General features: G+C 65.1%; 13 protein-coding genes. 6 read left to right on the top strand and 7 right to left on the bottom strand.

Annotation, left to right across the window (positions count from 1 at the left end; genetic code table 11):
- Positions 1-56: 56 nt before the first annotated feature.
- The 3 genes from ACZ4RZ_RS22035 (at position 57) to ACZ4RZ_RS22025 (ending at position 2521) form a co-directional block, all read left to right on the top strand.
- A complete protein-coding gene (locus ACZ4RZ_RS22035; protein ID WP_467746824.1) occupies positions 57-464 on the top strand; it encodes a VOC family protein in 408 nt (135 codons plus the stop codon).
- Positions 465-570: 106 nt separating this feature from the next.
- Complete coding sequence (locus ACZ4RZ_RS22030; protein ID WP_467746822.1) at positions 571-1686, top strand: LOG family protein; 1116 nt, start codon at positions 571-573, stop codon at positions 1684-1686.
- A 178-nt stretch (positions 1687-1864) separates the two neighbouring features.
- A complete protein-coding gene (locus ACZ4RZ_RS22025) occupies positions 1865-2521 on the top strand; it encodes an LAETG motif-containing sortase-dependent surface protein (RefSeq protein WP_467746820.1) in 657 nt (218 codons plus the stop codon).
- Between the two features lie 60 nt (positions 2522-2581).
- On the opposite strand, the gene ACZ4RZ_RS22020 is transcribed toward ACZ4RZ_RS22025, so the two are convergent.
- The 7 genes from ACZ4RZ_RS22020 to ACZ4RZ_RS21990 all read right to left on the bottom strand — a co-directional run bounded on the left by ACZ4RZ_RS22020 (position 2582) and on the right by ACZ4RZ_RS21990 (position 14703).
- A complete protein-coding gene (locus tag ACZ4RZ_RS22020) occupies positions 2582-3382 on the bottom strand; it encodes a maleylpyruvate isomerase family mycothiol-dependent enzyme (protein WP_467746819.1) in 801 nt (266 codons plus the stop codon).
- A 10-nt stretch (positions 3383-3392) separates the two neighbouring features.
- Positions 3393-4427 carry an ABC transporter ATP-binding protein gene (locus tag ACZ4RZ_RS22015; RefSeq protein ID WP_467746818.1) on the bottom strand — a complete coding sequence of 345 codons (1035 nt, stop codon included), beginning with the start codon at positions 4425-4427 and terminating at the stop codon, positions 3393-3395.
- Complete coding sequence (locus tag ACZ4RZ_RS22010; RefSeq protein WP_467746816.1) at positions 4428-6107, bottom strand: ABC transporter permease; 1680 nt, start codon at positions 6105-6107, stop codon at positions 4428-4430.
- Positions 6083-7204: a thiamine ABC transporter substrate-binding protein gene (locus ACZ4RZ_RS22005; RefSeq protein WP_467746814.1), complete on the bottom strand. Its 1122-nt coding sequence runs from the start codon at positions 7202-7204 to the stop codon at positions 6083-6085. The genes ACZ4RZ_RS22010 and ACZ4RZ_RS22005 overlap by 25 nt, the downstream gene beginning before the upstream one ends.
- Before the next feature lie 207 nt (positions 7205-7411).
- Positions 7412-8518 (bottom strand): dual-specificity RNA methyltransferase RlmN, encoded by a 1107-nt coding sequence (gene rlmN / locus ACZ4RZ_RS22000; protein ID WP_467746813.1) that lies wholly within the window; start codon positions 8516-8518, stop codon positions 7412-7414.
- A 1101-nt stretch (positions 8519-9619) separates the two neighbouring features.
- Complete coding sequence (locus ACZ4RZ_RS21995; protein ID WP_467746811.1) at positions 9620-10252, bottom strand: SMI1/KNR4 family protein; 633 nt, start codon at positions 10250-10252, stop codon at positions 9620-9622.
- Positions 10253-13401: 3149 nt separating this feature from the next.
- Positions 13402-14703, bottom strand: a complete 1302-nt coding sequence (locus ACZ4RZ_RS21990; RefSeq protein WP_467746809.1) for a restriction endonuclease — start codon at positions 14701-14703, stop codon at positions 13402-13404.
- 197 nt (positions 14704-14900) lie between these two features.
- Here ACZ4RZ_RS21990 and ACZ4RZ_RS21985 point away from each other — a divergent pair, with 197 nt between their 5' ends.
- The 3 genes from ACZ4RZ_RS21985 to ACZ4RZ_RS21975 all read left to right on the top strand — a co-directional run bounded on the left by ACZ4RZ_RS21985 (position 14901) and on the right by ACZ4RZ_RS21975 (position 19406).
- Entirely contained in the window at positions 14901-17861 is a 2961-nt protein-coding gene (locus ACZ4RZ_RS21985; protein ID WP_467746807.1) for an ATP-dependent helicase, read from the top strand.
- Positions 17862-18100: 239 nt separating this feature from the next.
- On the top strand, positions 18101-18928 hold the full coding sequence (locus tag ACZ4RZ_RS21980; protein ID WP_467746805.1) for a hypothetical protein: 828 nt from the start codon (positions 18101-18103) through the stop codon (positions 18926-18928).
- Positions 18921-19406, top strand: coding sequence for a type II toxin-antitoxin system VapC family toxin (locus ACZ4RZ_RS21975; RefSeq protein ID WP_467746804.1), 486 nt, complete (start codon positions 18921-18923; stop codon positions 19404-19406). Before ACZ4RZ_RS21980 ends, ACZ4RZ_RS21975 begins: the two co-directional genes overlap by 8 nt.
- Positions 19407-19415 lie beyond the last annotated feature (9 nt).

Below are 19415 nucleotides of genomic sequence, written 5' to 3'. Positions count from 1 at the left end.
CGTGCGGACCGCCGGTCTACCCCTCCGAGCAGCACATCACCGACGGGAGACCTCAGATGTACCAGCAGATGATCTTCGTGAACCTGCCCGTGGCCGACGTCGACACCTCGAAGAAGTTCTTCACGGAGCTCGGCTACACGATCAACCCGCAGTTCACGACGGACGACTGCGCCTGCGTGGTGATCAGCGACACGATCATCGCGATGATGCTGAGCAAGCAGCGCTACGCGGACTTCACCAAGAAGCAGATCGCGGACGCGACGAAGACCAGTGAGGTGCTGCTGTGTCTGAGCGCCGAGAGCCGCGAGAAGGTCGACGAACTGGTCGACGGCGCGATCGCGGCGGGCGGCACCGCGACCGGCGAGACCCAGGACCACGGCTTCATGTACGGCCGCGCCTTCGACGACCCGGACGGCCACACCTGGGAGGTCATGTGGATGGACCCGGCGGCGGTCCAGGGCTGATCCCCGGCCGGCACGGTACATGGCGCGGCGCACATGCTCGGCCGGACCGGGCGCGCGGTACGGGGGTCCGCGCGCCCGCGTCGGGCGCCGCGCCTAGCATGAGCGGGTGCAGCCGACACCTCTCCACGCATCCCACGACCGTGAGATCGAGTCCCTCGCCGAGTTCGACGAGGTCGTCTCGGCGGGCGGCTCGCTCGCCCAATTCCGAGTTCAGGCAGTCGATCTGACGGACCGCACGACGGAGCTGCTGTCCGTGGACACCGCGGGCGCCGTCTTCCTCGGCTGCCCGATGGACCCCGAGGCGGCGGCGAAGGTCAGGGCCGCGGGCGCACTGGTCTTCCCGCCCGTGCCCGGGCTGCCCTTCGACCCGTACCGGGGCCTGCTCTACTCCCCCGACGAACTCTTCGAATCCCTGGACGCGGGCTATGAGGCGACGCCGGACGCCCGCGCATACGCCTGGTTCCAGCAGACCAAGGCCCACGGGGACATTTTCGCGTCGATGCTGCGGGCGATCCACGACGACTCCATCTCGGACGCGCTCGACGAACTCCTCGTCGGCGCCCGGGTGGTGGGCGTGATGGGCGGCCACGCGATGGCGCGCGGCACACAGGCGTACGAGGGTGCCGCGCGCCTCGGCCGTGAGCTGGCGCGCGCCGGTTTCACGGTGGCCACCGGCGGCGGCCCGGGCGCGATGGAGGCGGCGAACCTCGGCGCGTACGCGGCGCCCTTCGAGGACGAGATGCTCATCGAGTCCCTCCAGCTCCTCGCCAAGGCACCGTCGTTCGCCCCTTCGGTGACCGACTGGGCGCGCGCCGCCTTCGACATACGGGAGCGCTGGCCGTCCGGCGGTCCTTCGGTCGGCATCCCCACCTGGTTCTACGGCCACGAGCCGCCGAACGCCTTCGCCGAGCACATCGCCAAGTACTTCGCCAACGCGACCCGCGAGGACGGCCTGCTGGCCCGCTCGAACGCGGGCGTCGTCTACCTGCCGGGCGCCGCCGGGACCGTACAGGAGATCTTCGACAACGCGACTCCCAACTACTACGAGTCCCGTGGCGAACCCACCCCCATGGTCCTGGTGAACCGGGCGCATTGGACCGAAAAACACCCCACGTGGCCGCTCCTCCAGTCGCTGGCCCGGGAGCGCTCGATGGAGTCGCGAATCGCCCTGGTTGACCGGATCGAGGACGCTCCGGAGGCGCTCAAACGCCTCGGTGGTTAATGACAAGGCAAAGCCAACGGCCGGGCAGGGCATATGCATTGACAGCCCTTAGGTGGCGCTTATAGACCTGTGAGACTCCTGGGGGTGCTGTTGTCGCAACAGAACCCCCACCCACCCCCCGCAGTTGCGCATTCTGTGAAGGGCAATCGTGTCCATATCTCGCCGTACCGCACGTTCCGTGCGAATCCTCGGTGTTGCCTCCGCCTCGGCCGCGCTCGCGCTCGGCGTCGCGGGCAACGCACTTGCTTGCAACATTCGTGACTTCTCGGCCGTCGCCTCCTGCGACGACAACGGGAAGGGCATCATCACCGTGACCGACACGGACGCCTCGGGCAAGGAGGCCACCGTCTCGGTCTACCTCGAGTCGAACGGCGCCGACGAGAAGCTGGTCGGCACCCAGACGGTCACCGGCACCCGCGAGGGCGCGACCGTCACGTTCTCGGAGGACTGGGCCCCCAACGCCCAGTACCGCGTGCACATCAAGGCCGGGAACATCGTCGACGAGGACATCTCGCCGGAACTGACCGCGCCGTCCGAGGCGTGCAAGTCCACCGAGACGCCGAAGCCTTCGGAGACCCCGAAGCCGTCGGAGACCCCCGCGCCGTCGGAGACCCCCTCGGACACGCCGGCCCCGTCGGCCTCCGAGAGCACCACTGCCCCCGCGACGACGGGCGACAACTCCCCGTCTCCCGCGGCCGGTGACTCCAACCTCGCCGAGACCGGTGCGAACTCCAACACCCCGATGATCGCCGGCATCGCCGGTGCGCTCGTCGTGGTGGGCGGGGGAGCGGTGTTCTTCGGTATGCGCCGCCGTGGCGCGTCGAAGGCCAACTGACCGGCACACCCCGCACGTACGCGTGGCCCGTCCCCCAGGGGGCGGGCCATTCGCGTACGGCTATCCGAACGTCGCCCGCTCCAGCCAGAAGTCCAGCAGCTCCCGCTCCCCCAGCACCTCCAACCGCCCGTCGTCCAGCGGCAGGCGGCGATAGAAGCCGAGCAGTACGTCGGTGAGCGGGCCGCGCAGCGCGACGGTCGCCTTCTCGTGGCCCCGGCGCCAGCTGACGCCCTTCTCGGTGAGCTCCACGACCCACTCGGCGTTCAGCTCAGGGGTGGTGTCGGTGGCGTGGAGGTGGATGCTGCGGCCCGGACCACGCAGCTCGGCCGCCGCGTCGTGCGGCTGCGTCCGCTGCACGAACTCGACGATCGCGAGCCACTCGTCGATCGCGTCCGCGGCCACGTCGGCGTCGACCTCGTACGGCAGCCCGGCGGCCAGCGTCGCGTCGGCGCGGTGGATCGCCAGCTCGTGCGTCATCCGGCGCGCCCAGAAGCCTGAGTTGAGGACCCCGGCCCACGCCCACACCCGTGTGTCGGGCCCCGCCTCCCGCAGCGTGCCGACGAGCATCTCGCCGGTCTCCGCGAGCCAGGTGTCCAAAGCCGCGGGGTCGCCTTGGGGCTCCGGACCGCCGACGAGCGGAATCCTGTCCTCGGGGACGTTCTCCTGCGCCCGTGTGCGGACGATGAATTCGACCCAGCGCAGCGCACCGCCCGTGTGCCGCACGAGCTGCTCCAGCGACCACTCGGGACAGGTCGGCACGGTGGCGGACAGGTCGGCCCCGTCCGCGGCCACCGCATCCCTGAGCTGACGTACCTGCAGCTCGATCGCGTCGCAGTAGCGGTCATGTCCGAGTAGCGTCATGATCCGCACCTTATGCGGCAGGGGGCTCCCCGAGCACGACGATTTCGGCCGCGTCGAACTCCACGCCGACCTCGTCCCCCGGCTCCGGCGCATCCCGCAGCGCGCACGCCGCTTCGAGCCGGGGCGCGTCCTCCGGCTGCAGATGTACGGCGACGTGGGTGCCCCGGAAAGTGCGCGCGGCGACCGTGCAGCGCAGCCCGTCGGCCGCGGCCACGAGCCGTACGCCGGCGGGCCGTACGAGGAGTGTGCGCGGCCCCTGGAGGGCGCCCTCCGGCACCGGAACCTTCCCCCAGGGGGTGACCGCGGCCTCCCCGCTCACCGTCGCCTCGACCACGTTGTCGAAGCCGAGGAAGCGGGCCACGAACTCGTCCGCGGGGCGCTGCCAGACCTCGAGCGGCGTTCCGGACTGGGCGATCCGCCCGTCCCGCATCACCACGACCCGGTCCGCGAGCGCGAAGGCCTCGCCCTGATCGTGCGTGACGGCGAGCACGGTCGTGCCCAACTCGCCGAAGAGTTCCCGGAGTTCCACGACGAGCCGTTCGCGCAACGAGCGGTCCAGCTGACCGAGCGGCTCGTCGAGCATCAGCAGGCTCGGGCGGGGCGCGAGCGCGCGGGCCAGCGCGACCCGTTGCTGCTCGCCGCCGGAGAGTTCCGCGACGGCCCGCCGTTCGACACCCGGCAACCCGACGAGCTCCAGCAACTCGCCCACTTCCAGGGCCTGTTGACCCTTTGACGCTCCGCGCATCCGCAACCCGAAGGCGACATTGCCGCCCACGTCCCGCTGCGGGAAGAGCTGGTGGTCCTGGAACATCAGGCCGACGCCCCGCTGGTGCGCCGGCACCCCCGCCTGGTCGCGCCCTCCCAGTACCACACGGCCCGCGTCCAGCGCCTGCAATCCGGCCACCGCCCGCAACAACGTGGACTTGCCGCTGCCGCTCGGCCCGAGCACACAGACGATCTCGTGCTCGGCGACATCGAGGTCGACGGCGACGAGCACCGCTCGCCCGCCGAAGCATACGGTCGCGCCTTCGAGGCTCAGCAGCATCTAGAACTCCCCGGTCCGATCGGTCCGTACGCGCTCCAACAGCAGCAGCGCCACCGCGCACACCGCCATCAGGATCGTCGAAAGGGCCATCGCCTGGCCGTAGTTGAGGTCGCCGGCCCGTCCGAGCAGCCGGGCCACGGCGACCGGCAGCGTCGGGTTGTCGGGCCGTGCGATGAAGACGGTCGCCCCGAACTCGCCGAGCGACACGGCGAAGGCGAACCCGGCCGCGATCAGCAGCGCCCGCCGCACCATCGGCAGATCGACCTCGCGCCACACCCGCCACGGCGACGCCCCGAGCACGGCCGCGGCCTCCCGCAGCCGCCCGTCCACCGCTCGCAGCACGGGCAGCATCGTCCGTACGACGAAGGGGACGCCCACCAGCGCCTGCGCGAGCGGGACCAGGATCCAGGACGCCCGCAGATCCAGCGGGGGCTTGTCCAGCGCGATCAGGAACCCGAAGCCGACGGTCACCGCGGAGACGCCGAGCGGGAGCATCAACAGCGCGTCGAAGCCTCGTACGAGACGGCCGGTGTCGCGGCGGGTCAGGGCCGCTGCCGCCAGTCCCCCGATCGCCACGGCAATGGCGGTGGCGGCGAGCGCGTACTCCAGCGAATTGCCGATGGCCTCGATCGGCGCGACGAGGAAGATGCCGCCGTCGGCGGAGGTGAGCGCCTTGTAGTACGCGAACCCGTAGCCACCGGGAACGTCGAGGGAGCGCTGGACCAGCACGCCGAGCGGCAGCACGAGGAGGACGACGATGCTCGTCAGCACCCCCGCCAGCAGTGCCCATTGCCCAGCCCCGCGCGGCGGGCGCGCGGTCGCCTCCGGGGCCACCAGGCGCAGGGCGGTCTCCCGACGGCGTACGGTCCGGGCGTGCACGGCGAGGATCGCGCCCACGGCCACGAACTGGATCATCGTCAGCACCGCCGCCGTCGCCAGGTCGAAGATCTCCGAGGTCTGCCGGTAGATCTCGACTTCGAGCGTCGAGAAGGTGGGTCCGCCGAGGATCTGCACCACACCGAAGGAGGTGAAGGTGAAGAGGAAGACCATGAGCGCCGCGGCGGCCACGGCCGGACTCAGGGCGGGCAGTGTCACCTTGCGCCAGGCCGCGAACCGGGAGGCGCCGAGCATCCGCGCGGCCTCCTCCTGGCGGAGGTCGAGCTGCGACCAGAGCCCGCCGACCGTCCGTACGACGACCGCGTAGTTGAAGAAGACATGCGCGAGCAGGATCGCCCAGACGGTGGTGTCGAGCCGTACCCCCCACAGCTCGTCCAGGAGCCCGCCCCGGCCGACGAGGGCCAGGAAGGCCGTACCGACAACGACGGTGGGCAGCACGAAGGGCACGGTCACCACCGCCCGCAGGACCTGCTTGCCCCTGAAATCGAAGCGCGCGAACACATACGCGCCGGGAAGCGCGATCAGCAGCGTGAGCGCCGTCGAGGCGAGCGCCTGCCACGTGGTGAACCACAGCACGTGCCGGATGTCCGACTGCGCGAGCACATCGCCGATCCGCCCCAACTGCCAGACCCCGTCGGCCTTGAGACCGCGGGCCACGATCGCGGCGACGGGGTAGGCGAAGAAGACGGCGAAGAACGCGACGGGCAGGGCCATGAGCCCGAGCCGCGCCGCGCTCCCCTTCCGGGCCTTCGGCGGGGCTACTTCAGTACGAGCGAGGTCCACGACTTGACCCACTGGTCGCGGTTGTCGGCGATCTTGGCGGGGGCCATGGTCTCGGGGTCCTTGGCCTGCGGGCCGAACTTCGTGAACTCCGACGGCACCTGAGCGGCCTCCCGCACCGGGTAGACGAACATGTTGAGCGGCATGTCGTCCTGGAACTCCTTGGTGAGCAGGAAGTCGAGGAGCGCCTTGCCGCCCTTGGTGTTCTTCGCGTTGCTCAGCAGCCCCGCGTACTCGACCTGCCGGAAGCAGGTTCCGTTCGCGACTCCGGTCGGCGCGGTCGTCGGCTTCGGGTCGGCGTAGATGACCTCGGCGGGCGGCGACGACGCGTACGAGACGACCAGCGGCCGGTCGGCCTTGGCCTTCTTGCCGCCGGCGGATCCGGAGAACTCGTCGTTATAGGCCTGCTCCCAGCCGTCGACGACCTTGACGCCGTTGGCCTTGAGCTTCTTCCAGTAGTCCTGCCAGCCTCCCCCACTCTCGGCTTCGCTCGAGCGGGAGGTGCCCCCATCGCCGTACTTCGCGGCGGTCCCGAGCAGGAAGCCGAGGCCGGGCGAGGACGTGGAGGCGTTCTCGGTGACGAGGAGGTTCTTGTACTCGGGCTTGATCAGGTCGTCGAAGGACTGCGGCGGCGTCAGCTTGTGCTCGCTGAAGTAGGCCTTGTCGTAGTTGACGCAGATATCGCCGGAGTCGATGGGCGTGACCCGGTGCTTGTCCTGGTCGACCCGGTACTCCGGGAGGATCAGGTCCGAGCCCTTGGCCTCGTACGGCTGGAAGAGCCCGTTGTCGAGCGCGCGGGACAGCAGGGTGTTGTCGACGCCGAAGAAGACGTCGCCCTGGGGGTTGTCCTTGGTGAGGATCGCCTTGTTGACGGCCTGTCCGGCGTCGCCGTCCTTCAGGACCTTGACCTTGTAGCCGGACTGCTTCTCGAAGTCCTTGAGCACGCTCTTGGACACGGCCCACGAGTCGTGGCTGACCAGCGTCACGGTCTTGGAGTCCGCGGAACCGCTGCTGTCGGTTGACCCGCACGCCGTCAGTACGGGCAGCGTGACCAGGCCCAGGCCGACGGCCACGGACGCGAACTTCTTGGTGTTGCTCACTGAATTCCTCCTGGCTGACCAGGAAGAGACGCGGCCCTGCCCGGGACCTCTGACAGTTCCCGGGCAGGGCGCAACAGCTTGAGTGGTGACCGAACTTCCTACCCAGAATGACCTGGGCAAGGTTCAGAGGGTCTGCGGTCTCTCCCGCACTCTCAGCGCTGTGGCGCTCCCCTGTCGGAATATGAAGATGTACGTACGCAGGACAGGTTACCGCTCGGTGGCGGCGAGCTGACCGCACGCCCCGTCGATCTCCTGGCCCCGGGTGTCCCGGATGGTCACCGGCACCCCGTGGGCCGCGATCGCCTCGACGAACGCCTTCTCGTCCTCGGGCCGCGAGGCGGTCCACTTCGAACCCGGCGTCGGGTTCAACGGGATGAGATTGACGTGCACCGGCTTGCCCTTGAGCAGCCGACCGAGCCGGTCACCGCGCCACGCCTGGTCGTTGATGTCCCGGATGAGGGCGTACTCGATGGACAGCCGACGCCCGGACTTGGCCGCGTACTCCCAGCCGGCGTCGAGAACCTCCCGCACCTTCCACCGCGTATTGACCGGTACGAGGGTGTCGCGCAGTTCGTCGTCCGGCGCGTGCAGCGAGATGGCGAGGCGGCACTTGAAGCCCTCGTCGGAGAGCCGGTGGATCGCGGGGACGAGCCCCACGGTGGACACGGTGATTCCGCGCTGCGACAGCCCCAGCCCGTCGGGCTCGGGGTCGGTGAGCGCCCGGATCGCCCCGACCACTCGCTTGTAGTTGGCGAGCGGCTCGCCCATGCCCATGAAGACGATGTTGCTCAGCCGCGCGGGACCACCCGGGATCTCGCCGTCCCTGAGGGCGCGCATCCCGTCCACGATCTGGTGCACGATCTCACCCGTCGACAGATTCCGGTCGAGACCGGCCTGTCCGGTGGCGCAGAACGGACAGTTCATCCCGCAGCCGGCCTGCGAGCTGATGCACATGGTCACCCGGTCCGGGTAGCGCATCAGCACGGACTCGACGAGCGTGCCGTCGAAGAGCCGCCACAGGGTCTTGCGGGTGGTGTCCTGGTCGGTGGACAGATGCCGCACGACCGTCATCAGCTCGGGGAGCAACGCCTCCCGGAGCTTGCCGCGCGAGGCGGCCGGGATGTCCGTCCACTCCGCGGGGTCGTGCGCGTACCGCGCGAAGTAGTGCTGCGAGAGCTGCTTGGCACGAAACGGCTTCTCACCGATCGCGGCAACCGCCTCTTTACGCTCGGCGGGCGTGAGATCGGCAAGGTGCCGCGGCGGCTTCTGGGCTCCGCGCGGGGCGACGAAAGTGAGTTCTCCGGGCTTAGGCATGGCCGTACCAGTGTCGCAGATCGATTTGGGTGACCTGGGGCTGCGAGTCGGGACACCTGTCGTTGGTGGTCGTCGTCCGTCGCCGCTGAGCCCCCTCGGACGGCCCACAGACGGCCCAGCCGACGGGGCTTTTCGCCTGCTCACGTCATTGGCGGAGTCTCAATGACCGACTACCTCGACACGTACTCGGCTGACGCCATGGTCGCTAGTCCTGCTCACGCGATCGGCGTTGACCTCATACGCCCCAGAGACGGCCCGGACTCTGCAAGCCCGGACCGTCGCCGGTTCAGAAGATCGCGTAACCGGATCTTCCAGATGGCGCTCACATGGTCCGGGTCGCCCCAAGCGGCCGCGCTACCGAAGCGGCGAAGTTCATGGCTTTGGCCGTGACATTCAGAGCAGCCAGGGTGATCAAGCTTGACAGCAGACTTTGTACTCGGTCTACCCGGAGACACACCACCACGATGATGATCAGGATCACGGCGCTGGCGCCGGGTTGGGCGATTGACACTGATGGCCTGGTCGGGGTCACACTCATTGCAGCGCCTCCTAGGTGCTTGCCCACCCATCGCTGCTCTCGCCGGGAAGCCTGCGCAGCAATGGGTGGGTCTTTGTGTATAGCCACTGTGACACCGCTCATATCCGCTTTGAACTGCGGGTAAGCGTGACCTAACCCACGGTGCAGGCGCACGGGGGGCGCACAGAGCGAACGGTTCTGCAAAGTGGACGGTTCAGCGCGCCAGTTCCAACGAGGTCGGCGGAGTCTCGATGGCCGAGTCAAGCCACCAGCCAACCTGCACGCCGCTCGAGGCGAAGTACGGCCGCGACCGCTGAGGTCTGCTGGGCTGGTCAGACGGTTACCTCAAGCCGATGATGGCTGGCTACGGTCGCGTCGGTTCGGTATTTCTCTGCCGTACTGCACGCCCGGGCCGCATTCGACGTCGGGCCGCGCACTGGCTCAGCGCTTAGAAGGCGCTGGGTGCTTCGACAAGTGATTGGCTTCTGACCTGGGCAAAGTGGGTGGCTGACGGAGAGATTACCGGGAACGTCGACACGCATTCGACAAGCGCCTGGCTTACCAGGCTTGCAGCACCCTGAGCATCACCAGTCGCCTCGGAAACGCCGGTACTCGTCATTCATCAGATCCCAGAAGGACTGGTAGCGGACTGCGCCAGGCAGCCAATGAGCGACGAACCAGGCTTCCCACTCGCCGTCTGCCGATACCACGCACGGGTTGAGGAGATAGACCTCGGCGGCCTCGGGTGTGTGGCTGATCTTCAGGGTGTGCGGCACGTACTCGGGGCGTATTGAGACGGGGTCCTGGGCCTCGCCGTAGACGAAGTACTCCTCGTCAGCAAGCCGTGCGCCAGTAGCCCCGTACGCGTCAGTCCAGACCGCCACGAGGTCAGGGTCAAGGTCCCGGGTCCAACCGACCTCTTGGACCGACAGGATCCGCTCGATGTCGGAGGTCGTGTTGAGCCAACCATCGCTCGTCAGCAAAAACTGCCGGTAACTCGCCGGCAGTACGGCACCCAGACGGTCTTCAAGCGCGCCGACCTCCTCGACGCTGGCACCCGCCCGACCCAGCCAACGGGCCCGGCGCACATCCTCGGGAAACGGCTCGGCACGTTCCTGCTCGTGCAACACCGGATCAAGCCACTCATCACTCCAGCGCTGCAGCAACTCCCGCCACGCGGAGGACTGCCCATCAGACTGGCCTCGTATGTCACTCACAGCGGCAGATTAGAGGCAGGCGACGACAGCCTGGCGCGGTAGGTGGGCTGAACTCCGAATGTAGGAGTTCGATCCATCCCCGGCTCGGTGGGGCCTTCCTGCGTGTACTGGGGCCACGAGCAACTGCCGACGTCTGCGGCTGTCCGTAGCCGTTGATGTCAGCGTTGGATGTCAGCGGGACAGCTCTGGTACCGGGCAGACCTCCAGTGGCTCAGCCGGCCGATTGAATGGAGCGCTGGCGCGCTTCGAGCTGGAATGCAGTACGCCACCGGGGGCTGAACCTCAGCCATCGACAGTCGACCACGAGGGTGAGTATGCCGACTGATCAGGCGCGCGTGTGCCTCGCTGCCCCCACCGGCATCAGCCACGCTATCGGGGCTTGTCGTAACCACAGCAAGTCGCGACGGCCGGCCCGTGTCGACGACACCGGAGCCTCAGCTTGGGAAGCTTGGGTTGTCTACGGACTTGCGGCGGAGCGGCTACCGGGCCTGACTGGTCGGTGGCCTGGTCCCCGCTATTCCCCGTGGTTCCCCGCATGATCTGTCATGGGCACGGACCTCCTCGTCCGGCCTGCCGGCGGGAGGTGAAACAACGAGGTATGCGGGCGCTTCCTGATCTGCGGGTTTGTCAGGTAGCGGACTGGGTGATCAGGTCGTGTCATTTGTTCATTTGAACCTCAGCTGTCGATGCATGAAGATGGTTTGTGTACGCATCTCTCGATTGGTGTGTAGGGGGTGCGAAAGTGCAATCTCCGTTCCAGCAACGTACAATCGACAACACACTGCCGCAATCGGCGGCACATTTGGTCGAATGCGGATCGTCACCACCGCTCGACCCGCAAGCCCAAGACTCCTTTGAAACGTTCGTTGACGCATTCGTGAACTCTCCGGTGCGTTGCGCTCTGCTCCCAGGTCATGAATTGGGTGTGGGTGGTAAATTCTTCGATCTATGGCAATCCTCGGCGGAGGAAAGATTGCAGGGATTTGGTCCCAGCCCAGATGTAGATGTACGTGCCGTACTTAGATGCTACGCATCAGCGCTCGCACGGTGGCCGGCGAATTGGTCCGGTTGGCTCTGCTTCCAACTGACTCCGGAAATAGCTGAGGGCTACAAGAGCCGCGTAGTCGACTGGCGTAACCGCTTGGACCGCTCTCTTGAACAGATTAGGGAGGTAACCTCTGTCCTTAGCGCAGCCCCGAACGCAAAAATGATTCAATTTCGAGATGAAGCCCTTGCTCCTAAACTTGGCGCACTTATAGGAGGGCAGTACCAGATCGATCGGGAGTACAATGCGCGTGTTTCTGAGCTGGCCATCGATCTCCCGATTTTCGCCATAGCTTATGGATACGACTGGTACCAGCGCGGTTACGCGTATAGCCGCTGGGGAGCCGGGACATGGGTTGGCTTCCATCCTCTTCGGGTCGACGCGATAGCAGACACGAGCAATTATCCAATGGCACCTATGCAAAGTGCCGATGAGGTTCGTTGGTCTAAGATACTTCTTGCGTACCTTAAACGAGGCGTACTACCTGCCGACCACCTTGTGATCTCGGAGCTATTGCTTGCTCTTCGCGAGGGCGTGCACGACAGTCGTGAAATCGGGTTCGGAGAGCGAATGAACGCAGCGGCTGCCAGCCGTGATTTGAGCGCTCGCTATAATTTGCAACGGGATGCGGTGGTTGAGGTGCTCCAATATGCGGACATCAGGCCGATACGTCTTAGGTCCGCTCGTCAATCAGAACTGATTGACGACATCAGCCAGACGGCCTCCGACGCTGTCAAACTTTCCAGTGGGGACGTGGCGGTTGGCCCGCTCTTTGGGGGAGTAATTCGACTTGTGGGAAGGTCGAGCATACTTGCGCGGTGGGAGTACAGGGTCCGTCGTCGATTTCTTAGACGGACGCTATGGCGGTCCTTCGAAGTCCCGGGTTTGAGGTAGCGGTTATGAAAGGCATTATTGCCGAGCCTCATTCTTGACCGAAGGGAGAGACTCGCAGTGGTTCACCACCTGGACATGAGCTTTCCGGTCTCTGTAGATCTTGAGTGGCTGATGATTCCGCTCGGTAGCCGCAGCGGGGTTTCTCCGTGTTTCGTGTGCCAATACCGTTTAGCTACACGGGGCCTGAGGCCCACGCCACATGCGACCGATCAGTCAGAGGACAGCGGCGCCTTCGCCGGGGTTTGGCCTGCGCCTCAGCCCACGACAGTCAGCCACGATGGCGGGCGCGTCGACCGATCAAGCGCGCGTATGCTTCGCTGCACCCCAAGCCGCTTCAGATTCTGATGGGCGGCTGCGGTTGCGGTGGTTGCTGTACTCCGCTGCTGTACAGCAACGGCTCCGGGGGCATGCTGCGTTGAGCCGTCACGGTGGCCTGACCTGCACTTTCTGCGGTTGTCGCGAGTCAGGCCGTCGATCTCACGCGCTACTCACTCGCTGACGACGGAGTCCGGCCACGATGGACTCCAAGCTTGTCGTAGTCGCCGCTCATATCCGTGGAGAGGAGGAGCCGTACCATCCCGGTGTGCCTCCGCCCCCAAAGCTGACTCTTCCCCATTGCCCGAACCCGGTGCCAGTTCCTGACGACGAGTGGTGGCGCACGCCCTACGCCGAGCGCTGCAACTGTCGGGCCGGGGTCGAGCTGGAGGCTCTGCGGACCAAGCGCGTCCATTGGGTGGATCGTGGTCGGCTCGCATTCTGCGTGTGTGGCCCAGAGGCCACCCTGCCGCCATCAGCAGCGATCAAGCGTGAGCAGACCCCTCGGCAGGGCGTCGCATGTGAGCGATGCCTGCGCAGAGTTCCACGCGAGGCCCGCGGCGAATTGCTGAAGTTCGATATGTCGTGTTGCTTCTGCACGGGCACCGCCCATGCTGGTCGCGGCCGCTTCTCGGCGGGGCACATCGCGCCGCTTCTGCGGTGAACTGCAGCCGCGTGCTGGGGCATGTGAACGTCCGGCTCCAAATAATGTTCCGACCTCAGAGGGAGTGGCGCGGAAGGGGCGCCTGAGGGTCTTCATACGGGCGGTCGGCACTATGCGCACACGGCTCCGGAGGCCGTTGTGACTGGCGAGGTTCGCGCAGGTCAGAGCTCCTGTCATCCGGCCTGTGAGCCTACCCGTGTCCACATACTGTCCGCGGGATCCGGGGGAGGGCTACTGCAGGAGGATCTCTTCCGGGCGTCGGTTCGTAACGACGCTCTCTTGACTGCTGAGGACATGCTCGATGCACGCCAACAGGTCGCCTCCGTGGTCGTCGCGGGCCATGTCTCGAAGTTCGCTGACCAGGTCCATGCCATTGACGAGGACGATCGGGTATTGATCCTCCACCATCTCTGTCTGCGCCGGTTCCGAGTAGGCCCCAGTCGTCACGTAGACGCCGATCCATCCTCGACGGAGCCGGGCAACGACGCGAGCGATCTGCTCGGCGGTGATGAGGGTGTCGGGTTTGACGCACTTGGCCTGCCCGAGCACGACCAGACTTGTGCCAGCCAATCCGCTGCCGAGGTCGATCCGCCCAACGAAATCGGCCCCGCCATCGCCGGAACGGCGTGTCAACCAGCCGTCGAGATAGCTGTGTCCGTCCCCACGCAGTACGCGCGCTGCCACCGCGGCAGCCAACGCCTCGAATTCGTGCTTGCGTCCGTCGAAGTACTTGTAGACCAGTTCCAGATCCATCGCATCGGTGCTGCCGGGCTGCGGGCGCTGATCACGAACCTTGGTGACCTTGGCCCGAGCGACTCGCCGGCGAAGCCTTGGGAGAGCTGAGCTGCCGTGCTTGACCCACTCGCGCCATGCCCGCGGCGCCAGTTCGAGGGCCTGGGCGTGGGGTACGTCCTTGCCTCTGCGAGCATGAATCCACTTCCATGCAACCGCATCGTCCTCGGAGGTCAGGTCGATGAGAGCGATGTCGTAGACGTAGTTCACGAACGTCGTGTGTTCGCGTCCTCCCCACTGGACCAGTCGCTCCGTCCGCTCGATGACGCCCACTCCGCAGAATTCCACGTGCCCCTTGGGCTTGCCGTTCCGCGATACGGCGCGAAACAGAAGTAGGGGGGTGGCGGCCGCCCGTTCCGCGGGAGTGCGCCCCTGATGACCGTTGAAGGCGTCCAGGAGTGCAGCGTTGCCCGTGGTGGTGCCGGGTGCTGCGCTTAGACCGGCTTTGTGATCACCGAAGTAGCGGACGTGGCCGTTGTCCATGTCGAACACGTCGTGCCACGGCGTCTGTTCGGTGCCAGCTTTCCATGGACTCGACCGGATCAAAATCGCCGGACGCCGGGCACCGTCAGGGGTGTTGACCTTGGCCATCCCGTTGATGCCAGCCTCCAGGAGTGCCCGTTTGAGGCCTGACGAGGACGTCACGTGGTGGAAGTTCGGGAAGCCGTCCAACGTGGCCGGCTTCGGGTCCTTGCCGCTCGCGTAGCGAAAGACCTGCCCGATTCGCAACGTGCCTCCCACTGTTGGGCCTCCCCATGTGATCACTCCGGACGATCTTCCACCGACAGTAGTGGTGACCACTGACAGTGCTTTGCTTGCAGCGGCGCTTAGCAGAGTCCCCCCTGTGTCGGGAGTGATTCCTGCACGTGAGGGGCAATTGTCAGACCCACCTGGCAGTGTGTCAGCACTAGTTGAAACTCCAGGAGGGGAGCAGGAGAGTGGACGCAGAGCAGGCGCTCAGCAGTTGGCTCACATCGGAGCAGTACGCCGCTGCCATCGCGCCAGAGCACGAGGTTCTCGCGCTGGCTGGCGCAGGATCGGGGAAGTCCCGGACCCTTGCGGGAAGGGTGGCCCACCAGGTTGCCTCCGGAGCAGTCCCGGAAGCGATCGTCGCCTTCACCTTCACCGACAAGGCAGGTGACCAGATCAAGACGCGGGTGGCGTCGGCCTTGCAGGTGTGCGGCTTGGACCCCCTTCTGGTCGGAGGCATGTACATCGGAACCATCCACGCTTGGTGCCGCCGGGTACTGGGCGACATGGACGCCCGCTACCGCCAGTTCGACGTGCTGGACGAGATGCAGTTCCTCGTCTATCTCATCTCCCGCTATCCCAAACTCAACATCAATCCCCTGCGTAACGAGCACGCCACGGCGAAGGGGGCGCCACGGGGCTACTTCGACACCTTGAAGCAGCTCAGCCGCGCTTGGCAGATGATGAACGACGAACTGCTCGACCCAGCCCAGATCGCTGCCGAGGAGCCCACCCTCGGCGAGGCACTCGAGCGACTGCGCGCGCACATGGAGCAAGACAACTTCATCGACTTCTCGCTGATGCAGCGGCTCGTGGTGGAAGCTCTGGAAGCGCACGAACCGGGTGCAGTTCAGGCGCTGGATTCCCTCCGGCACGTGCTCGTCGACGAGTACCAGGACGTGAACGTCGTCCAAGAACGTCTGATCGGCCTTATGCACGAGCACTCGGAAACGTTGTTCGTCGTGGGAGACGACGACCAGGCGATCTACGGGTGGCGTGGCGCAGACGTCAACAACATCTTGGAGTTCGATCGTCGCTATCCGAACGCAGCGGTCCACAAGCTGCTGACCAACTTCCGCTCCACGCCTGCAATCGTCGAGGCGGCAGGCGACTTCGCAGCTCAAGAGTTGGGAGCCTCTCGACTTCCCAAGCAGCTGAAAGCGCACGCCAATCGCGACCCGCGTGAATTCGGCATCCTGAGTTTTCCTGATCGCCCGGCAGAGGCCGAGTTTGTCGCCGAACGCATCAGTGAACTGCTCGGCACAGAATACGAAGAATCCGATGGCACTATCCGCGGCCTGACGCCTGCGGACTTCGCGATCCTCATGCGTTCGACAGAGCAGCCAGAGCAGGACAACACCAAGCGGCACACCGCCTACATCCGTGCCCTCGACGCACGCAACATCACTTACGACCTGAACGCCGGCGGGCAGCTCTTCGACCGAGCCCAACCAGCTGCTGTACGGAGTGCATTCGAGCTGCTGCGTAGCGCTTCGCCGGACCGCACACAGGTTGAGCAGCTCTTCCACTCTGAGCTCCAACCTGCCTTCCCCCAGGCAGACCTGGCACAACTCAAGCGCCTGTTCGCCGACTGGGGACGACGCATCCACACTCCGCTCGCGCCGGGCGTCCCACGGCAACGTCTCTTCCCGCAGCAGCTCCTGCACGATCTGCTTGCTGCGCTCAACGTCGCGAACAGCGGCTTCAACGACGGAGTCATGGCGGACTTGGGCACCTTCAGCCGCATCCTCCAGGACGTCGAGACGGTGTATCTGTCCATCGACGGCAGCCAACGTTTCGGTGAACTCCTCAACTTCCTGGCAAACGTAGCTGGCGACGGTTACGAAACCGACAACCAGATGATGGCCAGGCCCGACGCCGTGACTGTCTCAACTGTCCACAAAGCCAAGGGCCTTGAATTCCCCGTGGTTTTCGTGGTCGATGTCGAAGGAGGCCGCTTCCCCGGACGCCGCCGAAGCTATGACGGATGGATTCCAGAGACCCTGATCCGCCAAGCACTCGACAACGGCTCTTACCAGACAGGAGCGCCGGATCAAGCGCGCCTCTTCTATACGGCCATCACGCGAGCTGAGCGCTACCTGTACATCACCGGTTCAGCGCAGCTTCCCGGTGGAAAGAGGCTTACAAAGGTCTCACCGTACACCGCCCGGTTGACACACTCCGAAATCCGGCGAGACCTCTCGGACCCGGCCGCCCCGCCACGGGTGACACCCGGAAAGGCAACCCCCCGCCGGCGAGGCGACGAGTCCGTACTGCCAACGACCTACTCGCAAATCCACACATTCATGCGATGTCCCCACGCGTACAAGCTAAGTGTCGTGAACGGCTTCTCGCCTCCCATCACCGAACTCATTGGTTTCGGTCGAGCCGTTCACGCCGCCGTGGGGAAGCTGCACCAGACCTACAAAGACAAGGCACCCAGCGCAGAGGAAGCCCGGGCGATCGCTGAGGATCTCTTCCACCTCAAGCACATCGCACCCAGCTCGGATCCTGTCAACCGACCCGGCGCCTTTGAGCGAGCGAAACAGAGTTCCTCTAACATCGTCTCCGACTACGCCGATAAGTACGGCACGGACTTCGAACACAAGAGGCAGGTGGAACTTCCCTTCGAGGTGCCGGTGAAGGGCGCGGTGATCTCTGGAGCCATCGATCTCCTGCTCAGTCTCGACGACACGGAGCAGATCCACGAAGCCTCAGTGATCGACTTCAAGACCATGGAGGGCGGGGACGATCCAACCAACAACCCGGATCTCAACTGGGAGGACTTGTCTCTCCAAGTGCAGTTGTACGGGCGCGGCGCTGACTTGGTTCACGGGGTCAACGCCCGAACAGGAGCCGTCCACCTCCTCAAGGACGGGCAACGAGTTGACGTACCTGTCGATCCGGACGCGATCACAGCCGCCGTCACCAATGTCGAGTGGGCCGTGGACCGGATCACAGAGGACGATTTCCCCCAGCGCGGGTCCGGCACGAAATGCAGCACCTGCGACTTTGCCCAGATCTGCGCCCAGAAGGTGGAGCGGTTCACGACAGAGGAGGAGCCGCCGGCCCTACACCTCCCAGATGGCAGCGGCGGCAAGCGGTTCCTGCAAGTCAGCGCCTTCTCACGGACCGGGCCGAAGCAGTAGGTAGGGGACCCCACACGCCTGGGGCGTACGCCCACATAAGGTATGTCTCGGGCATGCAGGGTGACAGTCGCGCCGCGGCGACTACTGTCCGTGTAACGATTGGGTCAATTCAGTGATCGACGGGTGCGCTTTTTGGACCCCTGATCCGTACCGTCGGCGGTATAGCAGTAGCGCACGCCTGACCCGCCCGTCACATCTTGGTGCGACGATGGTCCTAGCTGCTGGAAAGGGGTGTAGCCGTGGCCACTGCTGTTCGTGACGATAGCGCTCTAGAGGTGCGCATCGCCCCGACGTCGACCCGCCTCGATCTTAAGACGTACACCCAGATTCTCAGCGAGGTCAGGATGTCGCTCGAAGAGGTCGATCGGACTTCCCTTCCCGTCCGTAGCCCCCGATTGCGGTGGGCCATCGAGGAGATGGCAATGGATGGGGATGTTCGAATTGTCCTGGTGCCGGCTGTCGTACCAGCCAGGCGCTCCTTGCAGTCAATTGCTGCTCCCCTGAAGGGCTTCGTGGATGGGGTTGAGTCACTTGCTGAGTCACCGCGTATCCCCGCTTTCTTCAGCGAGCGGACCGTAGCCAGAGTTGGTCATATCGGCAAGCACCTAGGGCCCGGCGGCATCGAGCAAGTCGCGGTGACGAGTCTGAATGGTGATCGTCACACCGCAGTCGTCGACGAAGACACCGTTAGCAACGCGACACAGGCCGTGCTTCCGGCTAAGAGCGCCTTTTCTAGCGTGACGGGAACACTGGACGTCCTGAGTCATAGCAAGGGGAGTTCGCCGAGGGCCTTGATTCGTGATCCGCGCACACGGCACGCTGTACGCGTAGTGGCTCACAGTGATCACAGCGAGATGCTGCGTAATGCTTGGGGACGTCGCGTAGTAGCTTCCGGAATTCTGCAAAGGAATTCTGAGGGGCAGGCAGTTTCGTTGCAGATGACTGACCTGGAAATTCTGCCTGACTTTCAGTCCCAGATGGATCCGGCGGAAATCTTGGGTGTTAATCCTCGGATAACAGGCGATCTTAGCACCGCCGAGTATCTAAAGCAGGTGAGAAGTGCCTGAGCCCCTGGTGTACGTTGACGCGGATATTTTCCTCAACGTCATAAAGAAGGAAAGGGGCTTGTGGCCTAACTCCTACAAGGTTCTACGTGCTGCATACAGGGGAGACATACAGATCGTCGCATCGACGCTCTTGTTGGTCGAACTCAATGGCCGGAAGGGTGACGTGGATGCCGGGGAGCGGGATCGCGTCGTGCATGAGTACCTTGAGCGGCTAGATGTCCAGTGGGTTGAGGTAGACATCCTAGTTGCTAGGGAGGTTCGGCAGTTGGCGGCTGAGCATAACCTTAGAGGACCGGATGCCACTCACCTGGCCACTGCAATTCGAATGAAAGCGGATTATTTCTTCTCGCGAGATAAGGCTTTTCCGTATGGGCAAACCATCGGAATAACGCATATTACGAATCCTCGCGAAGTTTGGAACCCGACCACAGATGATGCCGAGATTGATGTATTGGCGTCGTCGGAGATTGGGAACTGAAGCCGGATA

Source organism: Streptomyces sp. NPDC027189 (genome assembly GCF_055566975.1).
This window is presented reverse-complemented; position numbering and strand designations above follow the sequence as displayed.